This is a genomic window from Pseudomonas frederiksbergensis, assembly GCF_001952935.1.
Classification (GTDB): Bacteria; Pseudomonadota; Gammaproteobacteria; order Pseudomonadales; family Pseudomonadaceae; genus Aquipseudomonas; species Aquipseudomonas frederiksbergensis.
In genome coordinates, this window is record NZ_CP018319.1 from 904,300 (window position 1) to 926,345 (window position 22,046).

Below are 22,046 nucleotides of genomic sequence, written 5' to 3' on the forward strand. Positions count from 1 at the left end.
TACTTCATAACCAATAACCATCGATCAAGGCGATAGTTTATGGCCTCTCAAGAAGTGTTGCAGGCCTTCGTTCAGGCCGCGACTCAAGGCTCGTTTTCCGCTGCGGCGCGCAAATTGGGCCGCAGTCAGTCGACCATCAGCGCCGCCGTGGCCAGCCTTGAAATCGACTTGAACCTGATTTTGTTCGACCGCAGCAGCCGCAAACCAAGCCTGACCCCGGCCGGGCACGTGATGCTGCAACGGGCCGAGGACATTCTGGCCGCCAGCAGCCGACTGGAAATGACCGCCAGCCAACTGTCCCAAGGGGTGGAGCCGAAGCTGACCGTGGCGATTTCCGACACGTATCAATCCGACCGCTTCGAAGCGGCGCTCAGCGCCTTCGAGCTGCGTTATCCCGACCTGGAACTTGAATGCCTGATTGCCGAGTGCGATGACCTGGTGGCCTTGGTGCAACAAGGTCGGGCGCATGTGGCCTTCGCCGAAAAACAAGACAGTTACCCGCCGGACCTGGTCAGTTCGACCATGGAAGAGCTGACCGAGATTGCCCTGTTCGTGTCCCGCGAACATCCATTGGCGACGCTGAGCCACGTCGATCAGGCCGTGTTGCAACAACACCGGGAGCTGCGTCTGGCGACGATCGTCAATCCGTATGAAAGCCGTGCGAAGGGGCGCGTCTGGTCGGCGCCGAGTTATCTGATGCTGCTGGAAATGGCCCAGGGTGGATTCGGCTGGGCGCCGTTGCCCCGGTGGCTGGTGGAGCGGTTTGGGCAAGGCACGTTGCAGGAACTGGTCGTGCGCGGCTGGCCAAAACCGGTGTTCGTCGATGCGCTGTGGTCACGGTTGCATCCGCCAGGGCCGGCGGGGAGTTGGTTGTTGGGCAAGATGCTGGAATAGCGGTGCAATGATCGTTCCCACGCTCTGCGTGGGAATGCCGCCCGGGACGCTCCGCGTCCCTTCGCAAGCGTGACGCAGAGCATCACAGGTGCATTCCTTTGCGGCGCGTGGGAACGATCGTCACTTCAATTCCTTGATCCGAGCCTCGATAAACCGTCGCTCCGGCACTTGCTGCGTCAACTCCAACGCCCGCTGATAAGCCGCCCGCGCCTCCTCTACCCTTCCCAACTGCCGACAAAACTCCGCCCGCGCCGCGTGCGCCAAGTGGTAATCCAGCAAATCACCCCGCGCCAGGATCCCCTCGATCAACGTCAGTCCCGCCAACGGCCCATCCCGTTTGGAGATCGCCGCCGCACGGTTCAATTCGATCACCGGCGAAGGCGCTGCCCGCAACAGCACGTCGTACAAACCCACAATCTCCAGCCAGTCCGTTTCCGCCGCCGTGGGCGCTTCGGCATGCGACGCCGCAATCGCCGCTTGCAGGCAGTAAGGCCCGAAGCGCCGGGTTGTCAGTGCACGCTCCACCAGGGCGCAACCTTCAGCGATCATCTCGGCGTCCCACAACGAACGGTCCTGCTCATCCAGCACGATCAACTCGCCACTCGCCGATGTCCGGGCCGGACGTCGGGACTCGTGCAATAACATCAGCGCCAGCAGCCCCATCACTTCAGGTTCGGGCAGCAGTTCCATCAACAAACGACCGAGCCGAATCGCCTCGCGGGTCAAATCCTCACGGGTCAGTTCCGCGCCCATGGATGCAGAATAACCTTCGTTGAACACCAGATAAATCACCCGCAGCACGCTGTCCAGGCGCTCGGGCAATTCCGCCAGGGCCGGCACTTGATAAGGAATTTTTGCGTCACGGATTTTCGCCTTGGCCCGCACGATGCGCTGGGCGATGGTCGCTGGAGCCGACAGGAAGGCCCGGGCGATTTCTTCCGTGGTCAGGTCGCAAACTTCGCGCAGCGTCAACGGCACCTGGGCGTCCGCCGCGAGTGCCGGGTGACAACAGGTGAAAATCAGGCGCAGGCGATCGTCTTCCACGTCTTCGTCACTCCAGTCGGCCTGCTCCAGCGCCTCCAGTTGAGCGATCAGCATCGGTTGCGAAGCGACGAAGCGTGCACGCCGTCGCAACACATCAATGGCCTTGAAACGCCCCGTGGACACCAGCCAGGTCCGCGGATTGTTCGGCACACCGTCACGCTGCCAGCGCTCGACAGCGACGAAAAACGCCTCGTGCAAGGCTTCTTCGGCAAGATCGAAATCGCCGAGCAAACGGATCAGGGTCGCCAGAATCCGCCGTGAATCTTCGCGGTAAACCTGCTCGACCCGAGCTCGTACCGACTCGGCCGACATCAGGCGCCGGGGTTCAACTGACGAACGGGACGTACCTCGACACAGCCGACCCGGGCCGCCGGGATGTTACCGGCGACCTGGATGGCTTCATTGAGATCCTTGGCATCGATCAGGTAGAAGCCGGCCAATTGCTCCTTGGTTTCGGCGAACGGGCCGTCGGTGATCGACATCTTCCCGTTGCGCATCCGCACCGTGGTCGCGGTCTGCACCGATTCCAGCGCCTCGGCGGCGACCATTCGGCCGCTGCCCTGGATCGCCTCGGCGTAAGCCATGCATTCAGCGTCATTCGGGCTTTCGGGCAGCGAGTGCAACTCGTGCTCGTTGCTGTAGACCAGGCATAAATACTTCATGGGGCTCTCCTGCATCGAACGGATCAACTATGGCTGCTGATTGACGCTTTCGCGATATTCCCGACGAATCGGCCTGACGCTCAGGGTTCCAGGTTGAACAGCGCGGTGCCGCTCATCATGTCGAACGGGGCCGACCAGTGTTCGTGAACGATGCGCCATTGCCCGTCGTCGCGGCGATAGCAGGCGGTCACGCGCATCCAGCAGGCCTGGGTTTCGCCCTTCTCGTTGGTGCCGCCGCAATGGGCCAGCCAATGGGCGAAGGCGATGTGCTCGTCCGCCACGATGTTCATATGGTCGAAGTCGAACTTATGCGCGCCCTGGCACATTTCCATGCATTCCTGCCAATGTGCGCGGTAGGCGGCCTTGCCCCGAAACTGCAGGGCCTTGACCGCGTCGTAGGAGACGATGTCCTCGGCATACAGGGGCATGAGTTTCTCGACATCCTTGGCGATGACCGCCTGGCGATAGGTGTCGATCAGGGTCTGGATTTCGTGGGTAGCGTTCATGGTGGTTCTCCGTGGTTTTTGTTGTGAAGACACCCTTAGTCGTCTGGCGAAAAACCAAATCGACAGTCCAAATAAAAATAATCCATGGGCGCAAACTCGTTAGAATCCGAAACACATTTTCTTGGAAAAAGGACACTCCAGTGACAGCCCGACTCGTGCCTTACGACCACCTGAACGCGCTCCAGCGCCAGCAGGTCGAGGCCATTGAAGTTCACAAAGAACAAATCAGGTTCTCCGGCGACATTCACGGTGCGTTGCACACCTTGCTGTCCAAACCCGGCCCCGGCGTGAAGGGATTTGCGCTACTGGTCGAGGATGTTCCCGTGGCCTTCCTGCTGCTCAAACGCCCGCCCGTATTGCCGGCGTGGGCCAATGAACACAGCGCCACCCTGCACGCACTGCAAGTCGATCATCGGGCTCAGGGCAAAGGCTACGGCAAGGCCTGCCTGCAAGCCCTGCCCGACGTAGCGCGTCAGGCGTTTCCGGAAATAAAGGGGCTGGAGTTGTCGGTGGATGCGGATAACGCATCGGCCATCGCGCTTTACGCAAAATTCGGCTGGGTCGACAGCGGCGAAGCCTACAGGGGCCGGATCGGTTACGAACGGCGCATGGGGCTGATTTTCTGAGGTGGTTATGCTCAACAGCATCGAAGAACTGGAAGCCCTCTACGGCCAACCCCATGACCGCGCCGTACGCAAGCAGATCGCCTTTCTGAACGAGGACTATCAGGCGATGGTCCGCGCCTCGCCACTGGTAATCGTCAGCTCGGTGGGACCTGACGGGATGGACGGTTCACCGCGGGGCGACACGCCGGGTTTCGTGCGGATCATTGATGAACGCACCCTGGCGATCCCGGATCGGCCGGGCAACAACCGCATCGACACGCTGCGTAACGTTGTGCTCGATTCGCGGGTGTCGCTACTGTTCATCATTCCCGGGATTGGCGAAACGTTGCGGGTTAACGGCACGGCACAGATCAGCGCCGAACCCGGGTTGCTGGAGAGCTTTGCGGTCAATGGCAAACCGGCGCGCACGGTGATGCTGGTGACGGTGGAAGCGGCGTACTTCCACTGCTCCAAGGCCATCGTTCGTTCGGATTTATGGAACCCTGAGAAACACCTCGAACGCTCTGCCCTGCCGACGGCGGGTGCATTTCACAAGCGGTTGAACGATGGGCAGTTCGATGCCGAGACGTATGACCGGGAAGCGCCGGCCCGGGTGCGCGACAGCCTTTACTGACACAATCCTCCGCGTTACTCCTACAGAGTCCCAGGCGGTGACCTGTAGGAGTCTTCTCTCAAAGAAAAAAGAAACTTCACTCAAAGATTAAACACTTGGACTTTAATGTTTGTAAGGCGTTTCTGATTTTATATATAAATATTGACGAACAACCTATGTCGACACTAGGGTTTTAGCACATGAACGCTATTACTTCCGCACTGGAAAACTCCAGGTAAAATACTTACCCATCTTTCTTCAGAGTATTGTCATTCAGGTTCAAGTGCCTCAGTTTATATTCTCACCATTACCCTGGGAGCAAAATGAAATGACCGCCCTCGTAAAAACCTCGAAGTCAAAAATCTCGGACAATGAAATTTCCATACTAGATGGAAAAATCTTAATCCCGAAAGACTACCTACGCAAAAGAGCTTTTTTAGAAAGCACGAGCACTCTTATTGTTTCAGGATCTCTAATCGAAGGGATTGGAACCATTCATTCCGACATCGACTGTATCATTCTTTGCGAACAACGACCTAAAGCTAACAACATCGAAAACTGTGAACACGCATTGGTTACAGATATAAACTATCACTACATCACTGAAGATGAGGAGGTTTATAATACAACAAATTTTTACGGCAACACTAGCATCCACATTGATGCAGACTATATAACATTTTCCGAACTGGAAGAAATTTTTGCGAAAATTGAAAAAGCATTTGATGAAATCACCGATGATCAGCGTTTTCTCTATGACCCAGTACTATCGAACACAGAGAACAATGTCATTCATAGATCATTAATTGGGCATGCGTTGGAAACAAACACTATAAGTGGGTTTACTCAAACATGTTCCGAGTCAGTGGGTTTGATGATATAAAAAATAGTTTCTTTGCGTTGGCCAGAAAGGGGGCGACCACAGAAGCTGAATGTCGCTCATACATTCAAGAAGCACTGAAATATATAGACCTGGTATTTTTGGCAATTGAGAAGTTGTTAAAAAAATCAGATCTCTATCCATCTACGCTAAAATCTCTTTCCGCTTTGGACAACGAATTCAACAAACGAAAACAAACCAAACATAGAATATCCATGTGCGAGTATTACTTCAGAAAAAAATACTTTGCTGCGGAAGGAACTCCCTGTCTAATCAGACTACTCAAAGAATGGGATTGAGAACAGCACATAGCACATCAAGTCCTTGTTAGCGTGACGAATACAAAAACCTTCCTGCTCATAATTATATTTATATAAACACGAGATCACGCATGGAAGTTACCCGACTAGCCATTCCGCTAATACTCTCCAGATTTGGCGAGATGACCTGGTTACCTGCAAGTACAAGACAGGAATAGAGAGTGAGAGTTTCAATAGTAATTTCAATCCTTCTAAATTACCGTTATCCGTAAGCGATCTTGATTCGCTAACGCTATATACAAATATAGCGGAGACAATAATCTCCCCATAAAGAAACGCAAGCCTGAAGAAAATAACTAAATCAAGTTCAACGCTTTCCGCATTTAGGTCAGTGGATCCAGCCACCTTCATCAACGATGTTGAAATAAAGCCAATGCCAACGACTGTTAGAAAGGAAGTTAACGCCCAGGGATTTCAACCATTAATTGAGGGTAGCGGCAGAAACTCGTTGGACACTGAAGCTTACTTAGGGGGATTCGCATGAGTTATTTAGCTAAACAAGCTTTATTTATCGCGTTTGAAGGCACTGACGGAGCGGGGAAATCTACTGTTGCAAGGGCAACATATGACAAGATTTATGAATCCCATTCCGAACTCAAATATGTAGATAAAAATCGACCACCGGTATCATTGGGATATACAGAATTTCATATGTCCCGCATACGTGAAATTCTTTGGGATTACCCAGATGACGCCCCCTTGGATCAATTAGGCGATAGGCATTGGATAAGTTTAATTGCAGCATGGTTTCAAGCGACAGATTATGCTGCCATCAGGCCATTAATGGACTCCGGGGTTAGCTGCATCGCAGATGGTTGGTACTATAAATACTTAGCACGCTTTTTACTCAAAGACGCAGGTTTGGCTGAGGAGGCGTTAGCAATATTCTCAACAATTAGAAAACCTGACGCCGTCATTTTCCTGGATGTCGATCCGGTTCTTGCAGCGCAGAGAAAAGGATCTTTTCGTCTTAGCGAGAGTGGGGCCTACGATGGTGGCAATGAAAATCGCCTTAAAAGTTTCGTTGATTATCAGAATAGAGTTCGATCCAGTTATGAGCGATGTGGTTTGGCTAATTGGGTGAGGATCGATACGACCGACCTTAGTGAGGCGGCTGTACTCGATAGAGCGGTGAGCGCGGTACACAACATACTCCGCGGGACATAGAGCACAGCAGACTTTTTGATGATGAAATCCGTGTTTTTCATTGCTCGAAAGCGATACTGAGCCCCTATGTATGGAATCCGAAACAGTATCTGGACCGCTCTGCCCTGCCGACAGCAGGTGCGTTTCACAAGCGGTTGAACGATGGGCAGTTCGATGCCGAGACGTATGACCGGGAAGCGCCGGCGAGAGTGCGCGACAGCCTTTACTGACACAACGCAAATCAATGTGGGAGCGGGCTTGCTCGCGAATGCGGTGTGTCAATCACAAATAATGTTGACCGACACACCGCATTCGCGAGCAAGCCCGCTCCCACAAGGATCTTCGGTGTTCGAGAGATTGATTACAGGTCCAAAATCATCTCATGCCACGCCATCCCACCATGATCTGACGCTGAAGGCTTGATGTAGGCAAACCCGAACCCGGCATACAGCGGAATGTGCCGCTCCTTGCACATCAGATGGATGCTGGTCTTGCCCAGCGCGCGCATCCGCTCGATGAATTCGCCCATCAACCGTTTCGCCAGCCCCTGCCCCTGAAAATCCGGGTGCACCACCACCGACATGATGACCACGTGCGGGCCGGCCGGGTCGTGGCCGATCAGTTCCTTGAACGCCTCGTCCGACATTTCCACCTGAAACGCCGCACCGGAATTGATGAAACCGGCTACAACGCCGTCGACTTCGGCCACGATAAAACCTTCGGGCCAGGTGGCGATGCGGGTGGCGATCTTTTCGCGGGTGGCGGCTTCGTCGCCTTCGTAGGCAACGGTTTCGATGGCGTAGCAGCGGTCCAGATCAGCAGGTGTGACGTGGCGGATGACGGTGTTCATGGCAGCTCGAAATCAGCGAGGGGAAGGCTGGGGATCATAAATTAATAAGGTGTTCATATCGATCACCGCAGGCGTCGTAAAGCCTGCGTATAGGCGCTGTCATTGCTTGCCGGAGCGGATTATTGATGTGTCCTGTCTCTGGCCATCAATAAGGGGAACTCACCATGAGCAGCGTTCAGATCGGACTTCTTATGTTGTTGGGCATCAGCTCGTTTGGCTTTATCACGCTGACGATTGATCTGTTGCGAGCGCGACGGATGAAGCAAGGCAAGTAACGGGCAGGAGGCGGACGCCGAGTCCGCCTCCTGCGGTAATCAAGGCTTGAGCGGCAGCCAGATTTCCAGCACACCCGTATTGAGCTTCGGGTTGAAGTCTTCGCTGTAGCGTTCGAATTCCGGCGCGTCGGCCGCCTGATAACCGGACTGCGGCAGCCAGGTATTCCAAATGTACTGGAAGGTCTGGGGCAACTGATCGAGAGCGCCTTTGTGCTCGAACACTGCGTAGTGCTGAGGTTGCACCTCAACCCAACGGTATTTCTCGGGCAGGTCGTCGAGCTTGCTGATTTCAACGCCGGCGATGTATTCGAAGCCGCCCTTGCCATCCGGATTGCAACAGATGCCGTAGGTCACTTCGTTTTTTTGACCGGGAATTTTGCCAATCTCGGGAATGAATTTCTCCCAGAGCTCAGGGATTTTCCTGGAGGTTTCCTGGGTAAATCGTCCGCCAAGCCCTGCAATGAGCAGGAAGTGCCCGTGCTCGAAGCGTGGCTTGGCCGTTTCGACGCCTGTTTGCTCATCCATGGCTCAACTCCTTGGAACAAAAAGTGGGTTCGGCTGGGAGTATAGAAGCCAAACCCGATTCGCCCAATTACAGTGCGTGCAACGGCTCGACGGCACCTGCGCCGACGAACTCGTTATACCCCGATAGGATCACGTAGACCGCGAAATAGCAGAAGATCGCTGCCGATGCCATATAGGAGTAACGCAGTAATTTGTCACCGAGCAACTTGCCGCCGTGACTCGCGGCGAAGCACAAAGCCACGCACCAAAGCACCCCGGCGCAGAGAAACCCGCCGAGAAACAGCGCCGAACTGAGGGCGTCACCGCCGCCGGAGCGAGCGATCAATGTGCCGCCCACCGCCGCGAACCAGAGAATGGCGCTGGGAGAGGACATGGCGAGGAAGATCCCGCGGAAAAACTCGCGCCGATGGGAGTTCTGGCCCACGTCTTCGGCCTGCGCCAATACCGCCTCATGGTGAATCGCCGAATAGATCATCTTCGCCGCGAAGTACAACAACAGCGCCGAACCGCCGATCCACAACACCCAGCGCACGCTTTCGTATTGCAGCAAAACGGTCATCCCGGCCAAGGCCAGCACGGCGTAGATCAGGTCACCGACACAGGTCCCCAAACCCAGCGCGAAGCCTTGAAAATAGCCACGTTGCATCGCCAATGTGATCATCGCGATGTTGGCTACGCCGATGTCCAGGCACAGCGAAAGGCTCAGCAAGAAGCCACTGGTAAATTCCATCAACCGATTTCCTTCGGACAAATTTGTTTACATAGTCGCTGGACAGTTTGCCACATCAGCCCTTACATTCCGCCACAGGTCACCGCAGTGACCAGCGTCGCTCGGACGGTTCCGGGCGCTCACGTTATCCGAGGCAACAATGGCTAACCCAGGTTCGCCGCGCCGCTTTGCGCGCATAGATCGACTCCCCCCTTACGTATTCAACATCACTGCCGAGCTGAAGATGGCCGCCCGTCGTCGTGGCGAAGACATCATCGACTTCAGCATGGGCAACCCTGATGGCCCTACTCCGCCGCACATCGTCGAAAAACTGGTGACCGTCGCCCAGCGCGAAGACACCCACGGTTATTCGACGTCCAAGGGCATTCCGCGTCTGCGCCGGGCGATTTCCAATTGGTACAAGGATCGCTACGAAGTCGATATCGACCCGGAAAGCGAAGCCATCGTCACTATCGGTTCCAAGGAAGGCCTGGCGCATTTGATGCTGGCCACCCTCGACCAGGGCGACACCGTTCTGGTGCCGAACCCGAGCTACCCGATTCACATCTACGGCGCGGTGATTGCCGGCGCTCAGGTGCGTTCGGTGCCGTTGATTCCGGGCGTGGACTTCTTCGCCGAACTGGAAAGCGCGATTCGCGGCTCGATCCCGAAACCGAAAATGATGATCCTCGGCTTCCCGTCCAACCCCACTGCTCAATGCGTGGAGCTGGATTTCTTCGAGCGGGTGATCGCCCTCGCCAAGCAATACGACGTTTTGGTGGTGCACGACCTGGCTTACGCCGACATCGTCTACGACGGCTGGAAAGCCCCATCGATCATGCAAGTGCCAGGCGCCAAGGACATCGCGGTGGAGTTTTTCACCCTGTCCAAGAGCTACAACATGGCGGGTTGGCGCATCGGCTTCATGGTCGGTAATGCCGAACTGGTCAACGCCCTGGCGCGGATCAAGAGTTATCACGACTACGGCACGTTCACCCCGTTGCAAGTCGCGGCGATTGCGGCGCTGGAAGGTGATCAGCAGTGCGTCAAAGACATCGCCGAGCAGTATCGGCAGCGTCGCAACGTGCTGGTCAAAGGCCTGCATGAACTGGGTTGGATGGTCGAGAACCCGAAAGCGTCGATGTACGTCTGGGCGAAGATTCCCGAAGCGTATGCGCATTTGGGCTCGCTGGAGTTCGCCAAGAAACTGCTGGCCGAGGCCAAGGTTTGCGTCTCGCCAGGTGTCGGGTTTGGTGAGTATGGGGATGATCATGTGCGCTTCGCGCTGATCGAAAACCAGGACCGGATTCGTCAGGCCATACGCGGCATTCGCGGGATGTTCCGGGCGGATGGGTTGATTCAGAAAACTAACGCCTGATTTATCAAGCAGACATAAAAAAACCGCAGCGATGCGGTTTTTTTGTGCTTGATCGTTCCCACGCTCTGCGTGGGAATGCATCCCGTGACGCTCCGCGTCACAGTGGACGCAGAGCGTCCATGGCGGCATTCCCACGCGGAGCGTGGGAACGATCAGTGCAGTGTGTTTAAACGAACAGCGACAACAGCAGGATGAAGCCCAGGCCCACCACGGACAGGATGGTTTCCATCGCGGTCCAGGTCTTGAAGGTTTCCGCCACGGTCATGTTGAAGTATTGCTTCACCAGCCAGAAACCCGCGTCGTTGACGTGAGACAGGATCAACGAACCGGCACCGGTCGCCAGTACCAGCAGTTCACGGTTCACACCTGGAATCATCCCCACCACCGGCACCACGATGCCCGCACCGGTAATGGTCGCCACGGTTGCCGAACCGGTCGCAATACGGATCACCGCCGCCACCAGCCAGGCCAGCAGGATCGGCGAGATCTGCGCTTCCACCGCCATGTTGCCGATGACATTACCCACGCCGCTGGTCACCAGCATCTGCTTGAAGCCACCACCGGCACCGATGATCAGGATGATTGCGGCGGTTGGCGCAAGGCTGGCATCCAGCCATTTGAGTATCTGGTTAGAGCCAATGCCCTGCTTGTAACCGAAGGTGTACAGCGACAGCAGCAACGCCAGCAGCAGCGCCGAGATCGGATGACCGATCAGGTCCATGAACGTGCGGAAGAAGTTGCCGTCCGGCAGCACCACATCGGCAAAGGTCTTGAGCAGCATCAGGAACACCGGCGACAGCACGGTGATCAAGGTGATGGCGAAGCTTGGGAGATCGGCAGACTCGTTATCACGCGCCAGTTGATCGACCAGTTCCTGGTTTGGATGACCCGGGATGTACTTGGCAATGAACGTGCCGTAGATCGGGCCGGCGATGATAGCCGTCGGCAGCGCAACGATCAGGCCGTAGAGAATGGTTTTACCGATGTCGGCACCGAACACGCCGATGGCCAGCAACGGCCCCGGGTGCGGCGGAACCAGGCCGTGCACCGCAGACAGACCGGCCAGCAGCGGGATACCGATCTTGATGATCGACACACCGGTACGCCGGGCCACGATAAACACCAGCGGGATCAGCAGCACGAAGCCGATTTCGAAAAACAGCGGAATGCCGACCAGGAACGCGGCGAACATCATCGCCCACTGCACCTTGTCCTTGCCGAACGCGCGAATCAGGGTCTGGGCAATCTGATCCGCCCCGCCCGACTCGGCCATCATTTTGCCGAGCATGGTGCCCAGCGCGAGGATGATCCCGACGAAACCGAGCACCCCGCCGAAGCCGTCCTGGAACGCCTTGATGATGGTGCCGATCGGCATGCCGGAAGTCAGCCCGAGAAAGGCTGCGGCGATGATCAGGGCAATGAACGGGTGAAACTTGAACTTGGTGATCAGGACGATAAGCCCGATCACCGTGACCACTGCATCGAGCAGCAGGAACGTCTCGTGGGACATGCCAAACATTAGGGGTGTCTCCTGGTTGTTGTTGTTATTAAAACGGGGAATTCGCAAGCCAACAGGACAGCGCTATCTTCTCTGGCAAAACTCATACGGCGTGTTTCAGGCCATGAGCCTGCCACCAGTCATGAGCTTGCTTCGCCAATTGCTCGACGCTGTGCTTCGACGCGTCCAGAGCCAGGGTCAGTGGCTCGCCAACAGGCGATTCAAGGGTGGCGAACTGGCTGTCGATCAATGTCGATGGCATGAAGTGGCCCGGCCGATGGGAGACACGATCGGCGGCGACTTCAGGGGTCAGTTCAAGAAACACGAAGCCCAGGCCCGGCAAGGCGCTGCGCAGACGTTCGCGGTAACTGTGTTTGAGGGCCGAGCAGGTCAGCACCGGGCGTTCGCCTTTGGCGTCGATGCGGCGCAGTTCATCGCACAGGCTGTCGAGCCAGCCGGCACGGTCGTCGTCGTTCAGGGGGATACCCGCGCTCATCTTTTCGATATTGGCGGCAGGGTGGAAAGTGTCGCCTTCAATGGCGGTCGCGCCGCTGAGTTGGCACAAGGCTTCGCTGACGCAAGTCTTGCCGCAACCGGCAACGCCCATGATGACCAGGGCGGTGATGGGATAATTCATGTAACACCTCAGCGCGCAGACAGCGCTACCTTTGCCAGTTATGACACCAGAAAAAGCAGAAGTTGCCGACGCCTTCTTGTCATTTTTGTGGGTTGCAGCATGTTCGTTCCCAACGCCAAAAAACGGGGATCAGGCAAACCCCGCTCACGCATTTGCAGCTGCGTCGAGACAGCGCTACCTTAGTGCCTCGAATTTTGTTTGGCAAGCCGTCCGATGATCTCCCCTAAAAACGATAAAAATACGCGCACCACTGGCCGCCCCACTTTGAACGAAGTCGCACGCCTGGCCGGTGTCAGCCCGATTACCGCCTCTCGCGCCCTGCGCGGAGTCAGCACGGTGGCCACCGAACTGGTGGAAAAAGTGCAGAAAGCCGCCCTCGACCTCAACTACGTGGTCAACCCTGCCGCCCGCGCGTTAGCCTCGGCCCAGAGCCATTCCGTCGTGGTTTTGGTGCCTTCATTGTCCAACCTGCTGTTCATCGACACGCTGGAAGCCATTCATCAGGTTTTGCGACCAAAGGGCTTCGAAGTGCTGATCGGCAACTTCCATTACTCACGCGATGAAGAAGAAAACCTGCTGCGCAACTACATGGCGTATCAGCCTCGCGGTTTGCTGCTGACCGGTTTCGACCGCACCGAAAGTTCGCGCCGGATGATCGAGGCGAGCAACATTCCGTGCGTGTACATGATGGAACTGGACAGCGCCGCCGGCCTCAATTGCGTGGGCTTTTCGCAACTTGCTGCCGGCGAGACCGCAGCCGGGCATTTGCTGTCACGCGGTCGCAAGCGTCTGGCCTACATCGGCGCGCAACTGGATCAACGCACGTTGCTGCGCGGCGAAGGTTTCCGCAAAGCCCTGCAAAAAGCCGGTTTGTATGACCCGGACCTGGAAGTGCTGACACCGCGTTCTTCCTCCGTCGGCCTGGGTGGCGAACTGTTCCTGCAACTGCTCGCCAGTCATCCCGATGTCGACGCGATCTTCTTCGGTAACGACGACCTGGCCCAGGGCGCACTGCTCGAAGCCATGCGCTGCGGGATCAAGATCCCCGAACAAGTGGCGATCCTCGGCTTCAACGACCTGCCGGCTTCGGCCCACATGGTCCCGCGCCTGAGCAGCATCAGCACCCCGCGAGAAGCCATCGGTCGCCGCGCGGCGGAGCAGATGTTGACGTTGATGGCCGGTAACACGGTGGCCAAACCGGTGCAGGACATGGGGTTTGAGTTGAAGGTGCGCGAAAGTACCTGACCCGGTACCTGATCATTCCCATGCTTTGCGTGGGAATGCCTCAATGGACGCTCTGCGTCCGCTTCGGCAGGGACGCGGAGCGTCCCGGGCTGCATTCCCACGCAGAGCGTGGGAACGATCATCAACGCCCCATCAACTCTACAAACGCCAACGCCCCTTTCTGCAATGGCTGGCTCTTGAGCCACACCGCATGCACCGGCAGCACCAACCCGTTCTCGATATTGCGAAAGCTCAAACGCTTGAGCCTTCCAGCGTCGAGCAACGGCTGGACCACCGACAGCGGAAAATTGCCCCAGCCCAAGCCGGCCTCGACCATTTCCAAAGCCATGGCCAGGGTGTCGGTGCGCCAGTAAGACTCGGCCACCAGCGGCCGGGTTTCGCTGATCGGCAGGTCGCGGCTGGCAACGATGATTTGCCGTACGTGGACCAAGTCCTCCAGGAACAAATCCCCGCCCTGAAACAGCGGATTGTCCGCCGCCAGCGTGGCGATCATCCGTTCGGTACCCACGAACTGGAACCGCTCCAGCACGTTCATGCTCAGCCCGGCGAACGCCAGGCAAACGCTGACCCGGCCGCTGTGGAGCATCGCCAGCACGTCATCCTGCGGCGCGCTGAGCATTTCGATTTCCAGTAGAGGATGACGCTCGGCGATGACCTTGATCGCCGCCATCACGCAGCCCTTGTCGATGTCTGCCACCACCCCGATCGACAACTTGCTTTCCAGCCCCAGCGACAACTCGACCGCATGCACTTGCAGCTGTTTGAGCTGTTCGGCAATCAGTCGCGCATGCGGCACCAATGCGCTGGCCATCGCCGTCGGTACCGGCTCGCGATGGCTGCGGTCGAACAGTGGATAACCGAGCTCGGCTTCCAGGTTGGCGATGCCCATGCTCACCGCCGACGGCACTTTACCCAGCGCCCGGGCGGCAGCGGAAAACGAGCCGCGCTCGATCACCGCAAGGAACAATTCGATGCTGTCACTGTTGAAATTCATGCCTCTTCCTATCAATAAAACTGAAAGCTACTAACTTTTTCTGTCAGCCATATTGAAGCTATCTTTCGCGCCTTCGCCAGTGCTTCTGGCCCAAGTTCGATAGAAAGAGGCAAATCCCCGTGCAAGGCGTGAAACGAAAACTGCTCTACGTGTCCCTTTACGAGGTCATCGGCATGACCTTCTCGGCCTTGGGCCTGGCAATGTTGTCCGGCACCTCGCCCGGCAGCACCGGCCCGCTGGCCGTGATCATTACCACCATCGCGGTGACCTGGAACTTCATCTACACCTCGCTGTTCGAGCGCTGGGAAAGTCGTCAGCCTTCGCGGACCCGCACCGTTAAACGGCGCATCACCCATGCCGTGGGTTTTCAACTAACCTTGATAGTGTTCCTCATCCCGTTGATCGCCTGGTGGATGAACGTCAGCCTGGTGCAAGCCTTCCTGCTGGACGCGGCGCTGATCATTTTCATCCCGTGCTACACCTTCGCCTTCAACTGGTTGTTTGATCGCACGTTTGGTTTGCCAACTTCGGCGCTGCCGGACCCGGTTTGAAAACGCTGAATGTCTGTTAGATTCCTGAAGCGTCGAATCGCTAATGGAGTAGCTCAATGGAACATGCACTGAAGATTCTGGGTAAAGCCTCGTCCATCAACGTCAGGAAAGTCCTGTGGACCTGCGAGGAGTTGGGTGTTGCCTACGAACGTGAAGACTGGGGCGGCGGATATGCGTCGACCCATACGCCGGAGTTTCTCAGGCTCAATCCCAACGCACTGGTGCCCGTGATTATCGATGAGGCTGGCGTGCTGTGGGAGTCCAACACCATCTGTCGCTATCTGGCCGGCAAACACCACAACACCGATCTTCTGCCCCACGAACCGGCTGCGCGCGCTCGGGTGGAGCAGTGGATGGATTGGCAAGCCACCGAACTCAATGCCGCCTGGAGCTACGCGTTCACGGCATTGGTACGCAAGGATCCGGAGTTCCAGGACCCGCATCACATTGCCGCTGGCATACGCGGCTGGAATCAGAAGATGGGCATCCTCGAGCATCAGCTCGCGGCCACCAAAGCGTATGTCGCCGGGCCGCACTTCACGCTGGCGGACATCGTCATCGGACTGTCGGTCAACCGCTGGCTGATGACACCGCTGGAGCGCCCCGACTACCCGGCCATCGACGAGTATTTCCAACGGTTGGCACAACGCCCGGGATTTCTGAAACATGGCTGCAATGGCCTGCCATAAGCCAACCCCGCAACGCTCCTTCCCTGAAAAGAGAGACTCATGAACGGACTCAACGTACTGCTGACCGGTGCCTGCGGCAGAATCGGCAGAACCTTTTTCGAAGCCTCAAAAGACCGCTACACCTTCGTCCTGACGGATCGCGTCGAGCCCGACTTTGTGGTCGATGCGCCTCACCGTTTCGTCATCCTGGACCTGTCCGACCCCGCGGCTATGGGCGAAGTATTGGAAGGGATCGACGTCATCGTGCACCTGGCCGGCATTCCTCACGCCACTGCCACGTTCAATGAGCTGCTGCCCAATAACATTCTGGCCACCACTTACCTGTTCGAAGCCGCGGCGGCCGCTGGCTGCAAACGACTGGTGTTCGCCAGCAGCGCGCAAACCATCGAAGGCTATCCGGTGGACCGGCAAATCACCCCGGGCATGCAGGTCATGCCGGCCAATCTGTATGGCGTCAGCAAGTGTTATGGCGAAGCGTTGTGTGCGTTCTATGCTGCCAAACGCAACCTTTCGACCATCGCGATACGGATCGGCGCTTTCGAGTTCCCGGACCGTCATGAACTGACCAATGCCCGAGACCTGAGCGCCTGGCTGAGCCCACGCGATGCAGTACAGTTGCTGCAACGTTCGGTGGAGGTCGAAGGCGTGCAACACCTGATCGCCCATGGCATTTCCAACAACCGCTTCAAACGCCTGGACCTCAGCGAAACCATGCGGGTGTTGGGTTACCGGCCGGTGGATGATGCGTTTCAGACGTTCGATATCCCGATTGCGCCATAAACCCTCCGATCAGGCCGCCTTCGCCTAGGCGACGTTTCTCGGGTTGTTCCTTGGCGCGAGCGAACCCGCAATCAATAAAAGAGGGTCCCTTCGAGGGTAATGCTAGTCAGTTAAGGCGCAGAACCTGTGGGACCAAGCTCGCTCCCACAAGGATAGTGGTGCTCAGATCCTTAACTGATCGGCATGACCCTTCGAGGGACCCTTTTCAATGTGCCGCTATCAACTTATCTGCAACGTCGAGTTGAACTGACTGATCGCATCCACCACATGCCGCGACCCTTGCTGAATCTCCATAATCACCGCTCCCGCCTCGTTCGCCAGTTCCACCCCAAGCCCGGTTCGACTCAAACTGGACTGCATGCTCGACACCGCACTCAATGACAAATCGTGGTTCTTGCGCACCACTTCAACGATCTCCACCGTTGCCTGGCTCGTTCGGGCTGCAAGGCTGCGAACTTCATCGGCGACGACCGCGAACCCGCGTCCGTGTTCCCCGGCCCGGGCCGCTTCGATCGCGGCGTTGAGCGCCAGCAGGTTGGTCTGATCGGCAATGCCGCGAATGGTCTGGACGATGGTGCCGATGATGTCGGACTGTTTGCTGACGGCATCAATGCTCAGCGCCGCTTCGTTCAAGTCTTTGGAAATGTCCTGGATGGTCTGCACCGTTTGCTGCACCACCTGCGACCCCTTCTGCGCACAAGCATCGTTTTGAACCGAGGTGCTGTGGGCCGACTCCGCGGCGGTTTGCAGGGTGGTCACCTGATCGGTGATGTCGCTGGCGAACTTGACCACTTTGTACAACCGCCCCTTGGTGTCGAACAGCGGGTTGTAGGAAGCCTCCAGGAAAACCGTATGACCGTGCTTGTCTTTGCGCTCGAAACGGTGCGAGTGATATTCGCCGCGATTGAGCGAGGCCCAAAACGCTTTATAGGCCTGGGATTCGGCTTCGGCACGATGACAAAACAGGCTGTGGTGCTGGCCAACCACTTCGTTGAGCGAGTAATGCATCGTCTTCAAGAAGTTGTCGTTAGCGGTGATGACCTTGCCATCCGGAGTGAATTCGATCACCGCCATGGAGCGACCGATCGCCGCGAGCATGCTCTCGTTTTCGTGCTCCTTGTAGATCCTGGCCGAGATGTCAGTGGCGACTTTGATCACACTGCGAACCTGACGATCAGCGCCGAACACCGGCATATAGCTGGCTTCAAGCCAGATCTCCTTGCCGCGCCTGTCCAAGCGTAGAAAGGTTCCGCTCACCGGTTCGCCACGGGCCAGGTCACGCCACAACTTGGCGTAGGCTTCGCTGCGATAAAACGCTTCTTCGCAAAAGATCCGGTGATGCTTGCCGCGCACTTCTTCGGCGCTGTAACCCATGACACTGCAAAAGTTGTCGTTGGCATCGAGCACGATGCCTTCGGGGGTGAACTCAATCATTGCCATCGAACGACTGACCGCCGCCAACTTCGCGTTAGCCTCGGCCAGCGCGCAACTGAATCGTTCGATTTCCTGCAGGTCGGTCTTGTGATGTCGGTTAAACATGGTCGTATCACCTTCAGCGCGATCTTTTATTTGATGAAAGTTCTTTGTCTTTCAACAGCTCCACCACTACGTTCCAAGGAACAGGCACACGCATCCCTCCACAGGAAGGACTGGGTCAGGTGATCAATGATGTTTAATCGGAGAGTCCACGTAGCAACGCTCTTATCAAGACATCCTTCTCTTGATAGCCCGGAATCGGGCCAGCCCTAACGTTCTGATAAGACATTCCATTGACCGGACAGCTCCGTGTTGTTCAGAGTCGGCGCCTTGGGTTGCGCACACTTTTATCCTGTATGTCGACCTTCACTTGACGGTCGATATAGTTAGTTACGAGTCAGCATAGACAGGCAAGGAAGGTAATCAAGGCCACTAGTCGGCCAGTATTGAGGACAAAAACGGTTCAGCATCGGTAGGCGTCATTTCTCGGCCAGCAGACTCATCAACGCCTGCACCGCCGCCGAGGATGGCTTGTTCGCAGCGGCCACCAAGGCAAATTCGCGATCGATACGCGGCTTGACCGGCACCACGCGCAACCCCTGAAGTTGGCTCGGCAGTGTCATCTCCGGCACCAGCGTCACGCCGATGTTTTCCCGCACCAGGGTGAACGCACTGCTCCATTCACGGACCTCGACCCGAACGTCGCACAACTGCAGTCCGGCATCTTCCGCCAGGCTACGAGCGTTGGTCGAACAACCGCCCGTGGCCAGTACAAAAGGTTGTCCTGCCAACTCCGCCAGGGAGACGCCTTCGTCATTGGAACGGCGAGCCAAGGGATGGCCGCCAGGCACCACCGCCATCCAGGCATCACGTCCCAGGCGACCAGCATTGCGCTCAGGCGCCGGGTTCAACACCACGCCGACATCCACCAGCCCGGCACCGAGCAGCGTTTCCACTTCATCGTCGCTGACCTCCAGCGCGACCACCTGAATGCCGGGATAAAGCCGATTGAACTGACGCAACAACGGCGGCAGGAAAGTCGCCAGCACCATGGGGAAACTGGCCAGGCGAATTGTCCCGCGCTGAATGTCTTTGGTGGCATCGACGCTGCTGCGGATGTTCTCCAAGGCAGCGAGCATGGTTCTCGCGTGTTCAATCACAGACAAGCCGATTGCCGTCGGTAAGGTCTGGCGATTCTCTCGACTGAACAACTGAACGCCCAGGGTTTCTTCAATCAACGCCAAGGCCTGGCTGGCACCGGACTGGGTCATGCCGATCCGCTCGGCCGCCCGCGTAATGTTGCCCGTGTCAGCCACCGCCACCACCATTCGCCAGTGCATCAGATTCATCATGGCAGTAGCGTTCCTTATGGCGGTTTTCTGAAAGATTAATTTTACCGAGGGTGCCGCGCACTATGACACTGGCGCAAATCCCCAGCCAGAGCCCTGCCGATGAAGTTGTATTACGCCCCCCACGCCTGCTCGCTGGCGCCGCATATCGTGCTGCGCGAACTGGATCTGCCGTTCGAATTGATCCGCATCGACAACACCACCAAACGAACCGTCAACGGTGACGACTTCCTCGCCATCAACCCGAAGGGTTACGTCGCGGCATTGCAACTGGACAATGGCCAAGTACTGACCGAAGGCCCGGCAATCCTGCAATTCCTGGCAGACCTGCGCCCCGAAGCGAACCTGGCACCCGTGAGCGGGACGTTCGAGCGGGTGCGGTTGCAGGAGTGGCTGAATTTCGTTTCGACAGAGATTCATGGCGGGCTGGGCTGGCTGTTCAGCTCGCAGTTCCCGGATGAGGTGAAAGCGCTGATCAAGGAGAAACTGTTCAAGCGTTTTGTTGTGTTGAGCCAGACGCTGGTGCGCCAGGATTATTTGATGGCTGACGGGTTCAGCATTGCCGATGCGTATTTGTTTACGGTGTTGCGCTGGACGTCGGTGTTTGGGATTGATTTGAATCAGTGGCCGGCGTTGGTGCGGTTTCAGGCGCGGATTGATCAGCGGCCAGCCGTGAAGGCTGCATTGGCCGCTGAGTCGGAGTAAGGCGCAAGCCCCTTCGCGAGCAAGCCCGCTCCCACAGGGGATCTCCAGTGAACACAGATTTTGTGAACACCAGAGATCCCCTGTGGGAGCGGGCTTGCTCGCGAAAGCTATCTGACAAACACCGCTGAAGCATCAGAAAAAACTACAAACTCCCACTCACCTTGGTCGCCACCTCCCCCGGCACCCAGCCCGTCCAGATCTGTGGCTGATCACGCAAAAACGCTTCAGCGACCTGACGCGGTTGCAGGCGCTTTTCGCTCATCTGGCCGAGCGTCTGGTTCAGCAGATCGATCGGCAGGTCGACCTTTTCGAAGAACGCCACAAGGTCCGGGTACTGCGCCTTGAACGGCGCGGACACACCAATCGCCAGGTTCGCCGGCATCGACCGCGTGCCTTTGGGATTCGGGTTTTTAGCATCGGCCAGGGTCTTCCAGGCTTCGGCGTCGAAAGCCGGCTCGTCAAGTTTCACCAGTTTGAAACGCCCCAACAGCGGCGTCGGCGACCAGTAGTAGAACAGCACCGGTTTGCCACGGCGGATCGACGAAGCCACCTCGGCATCCAATGCCGCGCCAGAACCCGTGCGGAAGTTGACGAAGCTGTCGGTCAGGTCATAGGCCTTGAGTTTTTGACTGTTGACGATCTCCGAGGTCCAGCCCGTCGGGCTATTGAGGAAGCGGCCTCGGCCAGGGTCTTCCGGGTCGCGGAACACGTCCTTGTAGCGCGCCAGGTCGGCGACGGATTTCAGCTCCGGGGCCAGGGGTTTGATGCCGCGTTCGGGGTCGCCCTTGATCACGTATTCCGGCACCCACCAGCCTTCGGTGGCGCCTTTGACCGTGTCGCCCAGCCCAAACACTTTGCCTTCCGAGGCGGCTTTGACCCACGCCGGACTACGCCCGGCCCACTCTTCGCCGATCACTTGAATATCGTTCCTGGCCAACGCCGCTTCGAGGCTGACGGTGCTGCCCGGAAGGGTATCGGTCGGATAGCCGTAACCTTTCTCGACAATCAATCGCAGGATTTCGGTGATCAGACTGCCGCTTTCCCAGGTGATATCACCGAAATGGATCGGCGCAGTTTTCTCCGCGGCGGGAACGTGGGTTGCCACAAGGCTCAGGGCCAGCAGCGAACTGCCGAGCAGGGTTTTGATCGATCTCATGCGGACCTCCGGGTCAGGGAACTCAAGGATTGGTTGGCGCGGTGCCGGGCACACAGGGCTTGAGTGCGAGTCATGTAAACGCTGACCGAGCGCTGGGAAATGCCCAGTTCGGCGGCGATTTGCGGGTAAGTCAGACCGTCGATTCGCGACAACAGAAACGTTGCGCGAACCTTGCCCGGCAAGCACTCCAGCGTACGGTCGAGGCCATGCAAGGCCTGGGTCAGTTGCACCCGAACTTCGGGTGAAATCGCTTGCTGTTGATCGAGGTGTTGCAACTGATCGAGGTGTTGGCGTTCCAGCTCACGGCGGCGCCAGAGCTGATAGATCAACCGCTGGGCAATGGTGGTGAGCAAGGCACGAGGCTCGCGGATCGGGGTCAGCCCCGGCGATTCGAGCAGCTGTAGAAAGGTTTCGGCAGCAATGTCTTCGACGCTGGAACTGGCGCCCAGATGCCGGCGCAACCGTGCGCACAGCCAGGGGTAATGCGCGCGGAACAATCCGCCCACGTCGTTGCGATGGGAAAGGTCGGTGCCGGACACAGAGGCTCCAAGGGTTAGGG

The 22,046-nt window shown here is 57.3% G+C and carries 24 protein-coding genes and 2 pseudogenes; 12 read left to right on the plus strand and 14 right to left on the minus strand.

Annotated features, from left to right (window positions below):
• Positions 1-39 precede the first annotated feature (39 nt).
• Positions 40-894 carry a LysR family transcriptional regulator gene (locus PFAS1_RS04540; RefSeq protein WP_076028346.1) on the plus strand — a complete coding sequence of 285 codons (855 nt, stop codon included), beginning with the start codon at positions 40-42 and terminating at the stop codon, positions 892-894.
• A 120-nt stretch (positions 895-1,014) separates the two neighbouring features.
• Here PFAS1_RS04540 and PFAS1_RS04545 read toward each other — a convergent pair whose 3' ends face one another.
• From PFAS1_RS04545 to PFAS1_RS04555, 3 genes are all read right to left on the minus strand, one after another.
• The gene (locus PFAS1_RS04545; protein WP_076028347.1) at positions 1,015-2,250 is read right to left on the minus strand and encodes an RNA polymerase sigma factor; all 1,236 of its coding nucleotides are present in this window, start codon (positions 2,248-2,250) and stop codon (positions 1,015-1,017) included.
• Positions 2,250-2,600 (minus strand): YciI family protein, encoded by a 351-nt coding sequence (locus tag PFAS1_RS04550; RefSeq protein WP_008151161.1) that lies wholly within the window; start codon positions 2,598-2,600, stop codon positions 2,250-2,252. The genes PFAS1_RS04545 and PFAS1_RS04550 overlap by 1 nt, the downstream gene beginning before the upstream one ends.
• 80 nt (positions 2,601-2,680) lie before the next feature.
• Positions 2,681-3,106 (minus strand): YybH family protein, encoded by a 426-nt coding sequence (locus PFAS1_RS04555; RefSeq protein WP_074879292.1) that lies wholly within the window; start codon positions 3,104-3,106, stop codon positions 2,681-2,683.
• Positions 3,107-3,246: 140 nt separating this feature from the next.
• Here PFAS1_RS04555 and PFAS1_RS04560 point away from each other — a divergent pair, with 140 nt between their 5' ends.
• The 5 genes and pseudogenes from PFAS1_RS04560 to PFAS1_RS29405 form a co-directional block, all read left to right on the plus strand.
• Positions 3,247-3,732, plus strand: coding sequence for a GNAT family N-acetyltransferase (locus PFAS1_RS04560; RefSeq protein WP_076028348.1), 486 nt, complete (start codon positions 3,247-3,249; stop codon positions 3,730-3,732).
• 7 nt (positions 3,733-3,739) lie between these two features.
• Positions 3,740-4,345, plus strand: a complete 606-nt coding sequence (locus PFAS1_RS04565; protein WP_074879296.1) for a pyridoxamine 5'-phosphate oxidase family protein — start codon at positions 3,740-3,742, stop codon at positions 4,343-4,345.
• Between the two features lie 307 nt (positions 4,346-4,652).
• Positions 4,653-5,207 (plus strand): hypothetical protein, encoded by a 555-nt coding sequence (locus tag PFAS1_RS04570; RefSeq protein ID WP_232252205.1) that lies wholly within the window; start codon positions 4,653-4,655, stop codon positions 5,205-5,207.
• Between the two features lie 797 nt (positions 5,208-6,004).
• Complete coding sequence (locus PFAS1_RS04575) at positions 6,005-6,691, plus strand: dTMP kinase (RefSeq protein ID WP_076028349.1); 687 nt, start codon at positions 6,005-6,007, stop codon at positions 6,689-6,691.
• Between the two features lie 23 nt (positions 6,692-6,714).
• Positions 6,715-6,900 (plus strand): annotated as a pseudogene (locus tag PFAS1_RS29405) (pyridoxamine 5'-phosphate oxidase family protein); the annotation flags it as partial.
• 131 nt (positions 6,901-7,031) lie between these two features.
• Here PFAS1_RS29405 and PFAS1_RS04580 read toward each other — a convergent pair.
• From PFAS1_RS04580 to PFAS1_RS04590, 3 genes are all read right to left on the minus strand, one after another.
• A complete protein-coding gene (locus PFAS1_RS04580) occupies positions 7,032-7,520 on the minus strand; it encodes a GNAT family N-acetyltransferase (protein ID WP_076028350.1) in 489 nt (162 codons plus the stop codon).
• A gap of 314 nt (positions 7,521-7,834) precedes the next feature.
• Complete coding sequence (locus tag PFAS1_RS04585; RefSeq protein WP_076028351.1) at positions 7,835-8,320, minus strand: GyrI-like domain-containing protein; 486 nt, start codon at positions 8,318-8,320, stop codon at positions 7,835-7,837.
• Between the two features lie 67 nt (positions 8,321-8,387).
• Positions 8,388-9,050, minus strand: coding sequence for a LysE family translocator (locus PFAS1_RS04590; protein ID WP_076028352.1), 663 nt, complete (start codon positions 9,048-9,050; stop codon positions 8,388-8,390).
• A gap of 139 nt (positions 9,051-9,189) precedes the next feature.
• Between PFAS1_RS04590 and alaC the strand changes: the two genes are divergently transcribed.
• Positions 9,190-10,407: an alanine transaminase gene (alaC, locus tag PFAS1_RS04595; RefSeq protein ID WP_074879318.1), complete on the plus strand. Its 1,218-nt coding sequence runs from the start codon at positions 9,190-9,192 to the stop codon at positions 10,405-10,407.
• A gap of 166 nt (positions 10,408-10,573) precedes the next feature.
• Here alaC and PFAS1_RS04600 read toward each other — a convergent pair whose 3' ends face one another.
• The gene (locus PFAS1_RS04600) at positions 10,574-11,926 is read right to left on the minus strand and encodes a GntP family permease (protein ID WP_076028353.1); all 1,353 of its coding nucleotides are present in this window, start codon (positions 11,924-11,926) and stop codon (positions 10,574-10,576) included.
• 82 nt (positions 11,927-12,008) lie between these two features.
• Positions 12,009-12,542: a gluconokinase gene (locus PFAS1_RS04605; RefSeq protein ID WP_076028354.1), complete on the minus strand. Its 534-nt coding sequence runs from the start codon at positions 12,540-12,542 to the stop codon at positions 12,009-12,011.
• A 213-nt stretch (positions 12,543-12,755) separates the two neighbouring features.
• Here PFAS1_RS04605 and gntR point away from each other — a divergent pair, with 213 nt between their 5' ends.
• A complete protein-coding gene (gene gntR / locus PFAS1_RS04610) occupies positions 12,756-13,787 on the plus strand; it encodes an HTH-type transcriptional regulator GntR (RefSeq protein WP_033056790.1) in 1,032 nt (343 codons plus the stop codon).
• A gap of 121 nt (positions 13,788-13,908) precedes the next feature.
• Here the strand turns inward: gntR and PFAS1_RS04615 are convergent, their stop codons facing one another.
• A complete protein-coding gene (locus PFAS1_RS04615) occupies positions 13,909-14,781 on the minus strand; it encodes a LysR family transcriptional regulator (RefSeq protein ID WP_076028355.1) in 873 nt (290 codons plus the stop codon).
• Positions 14,782-14,900: 119 nt separating this feature from the next.
• On the opposite strand from PFAS1_RS04615, the gene PFAS1_RS04620 reads away from it, so the two are divergent.
• Genes PFAS1_RS04620 through PFAS1_RS04630 form a run of 3 tightly spaced genes read left to right on the plus strand, consistent with a single transcriptional unit; the run spans position 14,901 to position 16,801 of the window.
• Entirely contained in the window at positions 14,901-15,332 is a 432-nt protein-coding gene (locus tag PFAS1_RS04620) for a PACE efflux transporter (RefSeq protein WP_076028356.1), read from the plus strand.
• A 56-nt stretch (positions 15,333-15,388) separates the two neighbouring features.
• Positions 15,389-16,021 (plus strand): glutathione S-transferase family protein, encoded by a 633-nt coding sequence (locus PFAS1_RS04625; protein WP_076028357.1) that lies wholly within the window; start codon positions 15,389-15,391, stop codon positions 16,019-16,021.
• A 39-nt stretch (positions 16,022-16,060) separates the two neighbouring features.
• Positions 16,061-16,801, plus strand: a complete 741-nt coding sequence (locus tag PFAS1_RS04630; RefSeq protein ID WP_076028358.1) for an NAD-dependent epimerase/dehydratase family protein — start codon at positions 16,061-16,063, stop codon at positions 16,799-16,801.
• A gap of 219 nt (positions 16,802-17,020) precedes the next feature.
• Here the strand turns inward: PFAS1_RS04630 and PFAS1_RS30310 are convergent, their stop codons facing one another.
• The 3 genes and pseudogenes from PFAS1_RS30310 to PFAS1_RS04640 all read right to left on the minus strand — a co-directional run bounded on the left by PFAS1_RS30310 (position 17,021) and on the right by PFAS1_RS04640 (position 19,629).
• Positions 17,021-17,593: a methyl-accepting chemotaxis protein gene (locus PFAS1_RS30310; protein WP_418329254.1), complete on the minus strand. Its 573-nt coding sequence runs from the start codon at positions 17,591-17,593 to the stop codon at positions 17,021-17,023.
• An 18-nt stretch (positions 17,594-17,611) separates the two neighbouring features.
• Positions 17,612-18,340: pseudogene (locus PFAS1_RS30315) on the minus strand (PAS domain-containing protein); the annotation flags it as partial.
• A 416-nt stretch (positions 18,341-18,756) separates the two neighbouring features.
• Positions 18,757-19,629 carry a LysR family transcriptional regulator gene (locus PFAS1_RS04640; RefSeq protein WP_076028360.1) on the minus strand — a complete coding sequence of 291 codons (873 nt, stop codon included), beginning with the start codon at positions 19,627-19,629 and terminating at the stop codon, positions 18,757-18,759.
• A 99-nt stretch (positions 19,630-19,728) separates the two neighbouring features.
• Here PFAS1_RS04640 and gstA point away from each other — a divergent pair, with 99 nt between their 5' ends.
• A complete protein-coding gene (gene gstA / locus PFAS1_RS04645) occupies positions 19,729-20,331 on the plus strand; it encodes a glutathione transferase GstA (protein ID WP_076028361.1) in 603 nt (200 codons plus the stop codon).
• Between the two features lie 142 nt (positions 20,332-20,473).
• Here gstA and PFAS1_RS04650 read toward each other — a convergent pair whose 3' ends face one another.
• Together PFAS1_RS04650 and PFAS1_RS04655 are read right to left on the minus strand one after the other, a co-directional pair.
• Positions 20,474-21,487 carry an ABC transporter substrate-binding protein gene (locus PFAS1_RS04650; RefSeq protein WP_076028362.1) on the minus strand — a complete coding sequence of 338 codons (1,014 nt, stop codon included), beginning with the start codon at positions 21,485-21,487 and terminating at the stop codon, positions 20,474-20,476.
• On the minus strand, positions 21,484-22,026 hold the full coding sequence (locus PFAS1_RS04655; protein WP_076028363.1) for a sigma-70 family RNA polymerase sigma factor: 543 nt from the start codon (positions 22,024-22,026) through the stop codon (positions 21,484-21,486). Before PFAS1_RS04655 ends, PFAS1_RS04650 begins: the two co-directional genes overlap by 4 nt.
• Between the last annotated feature and the right edge of the window lie 20 nt (positions 22,027-22,046).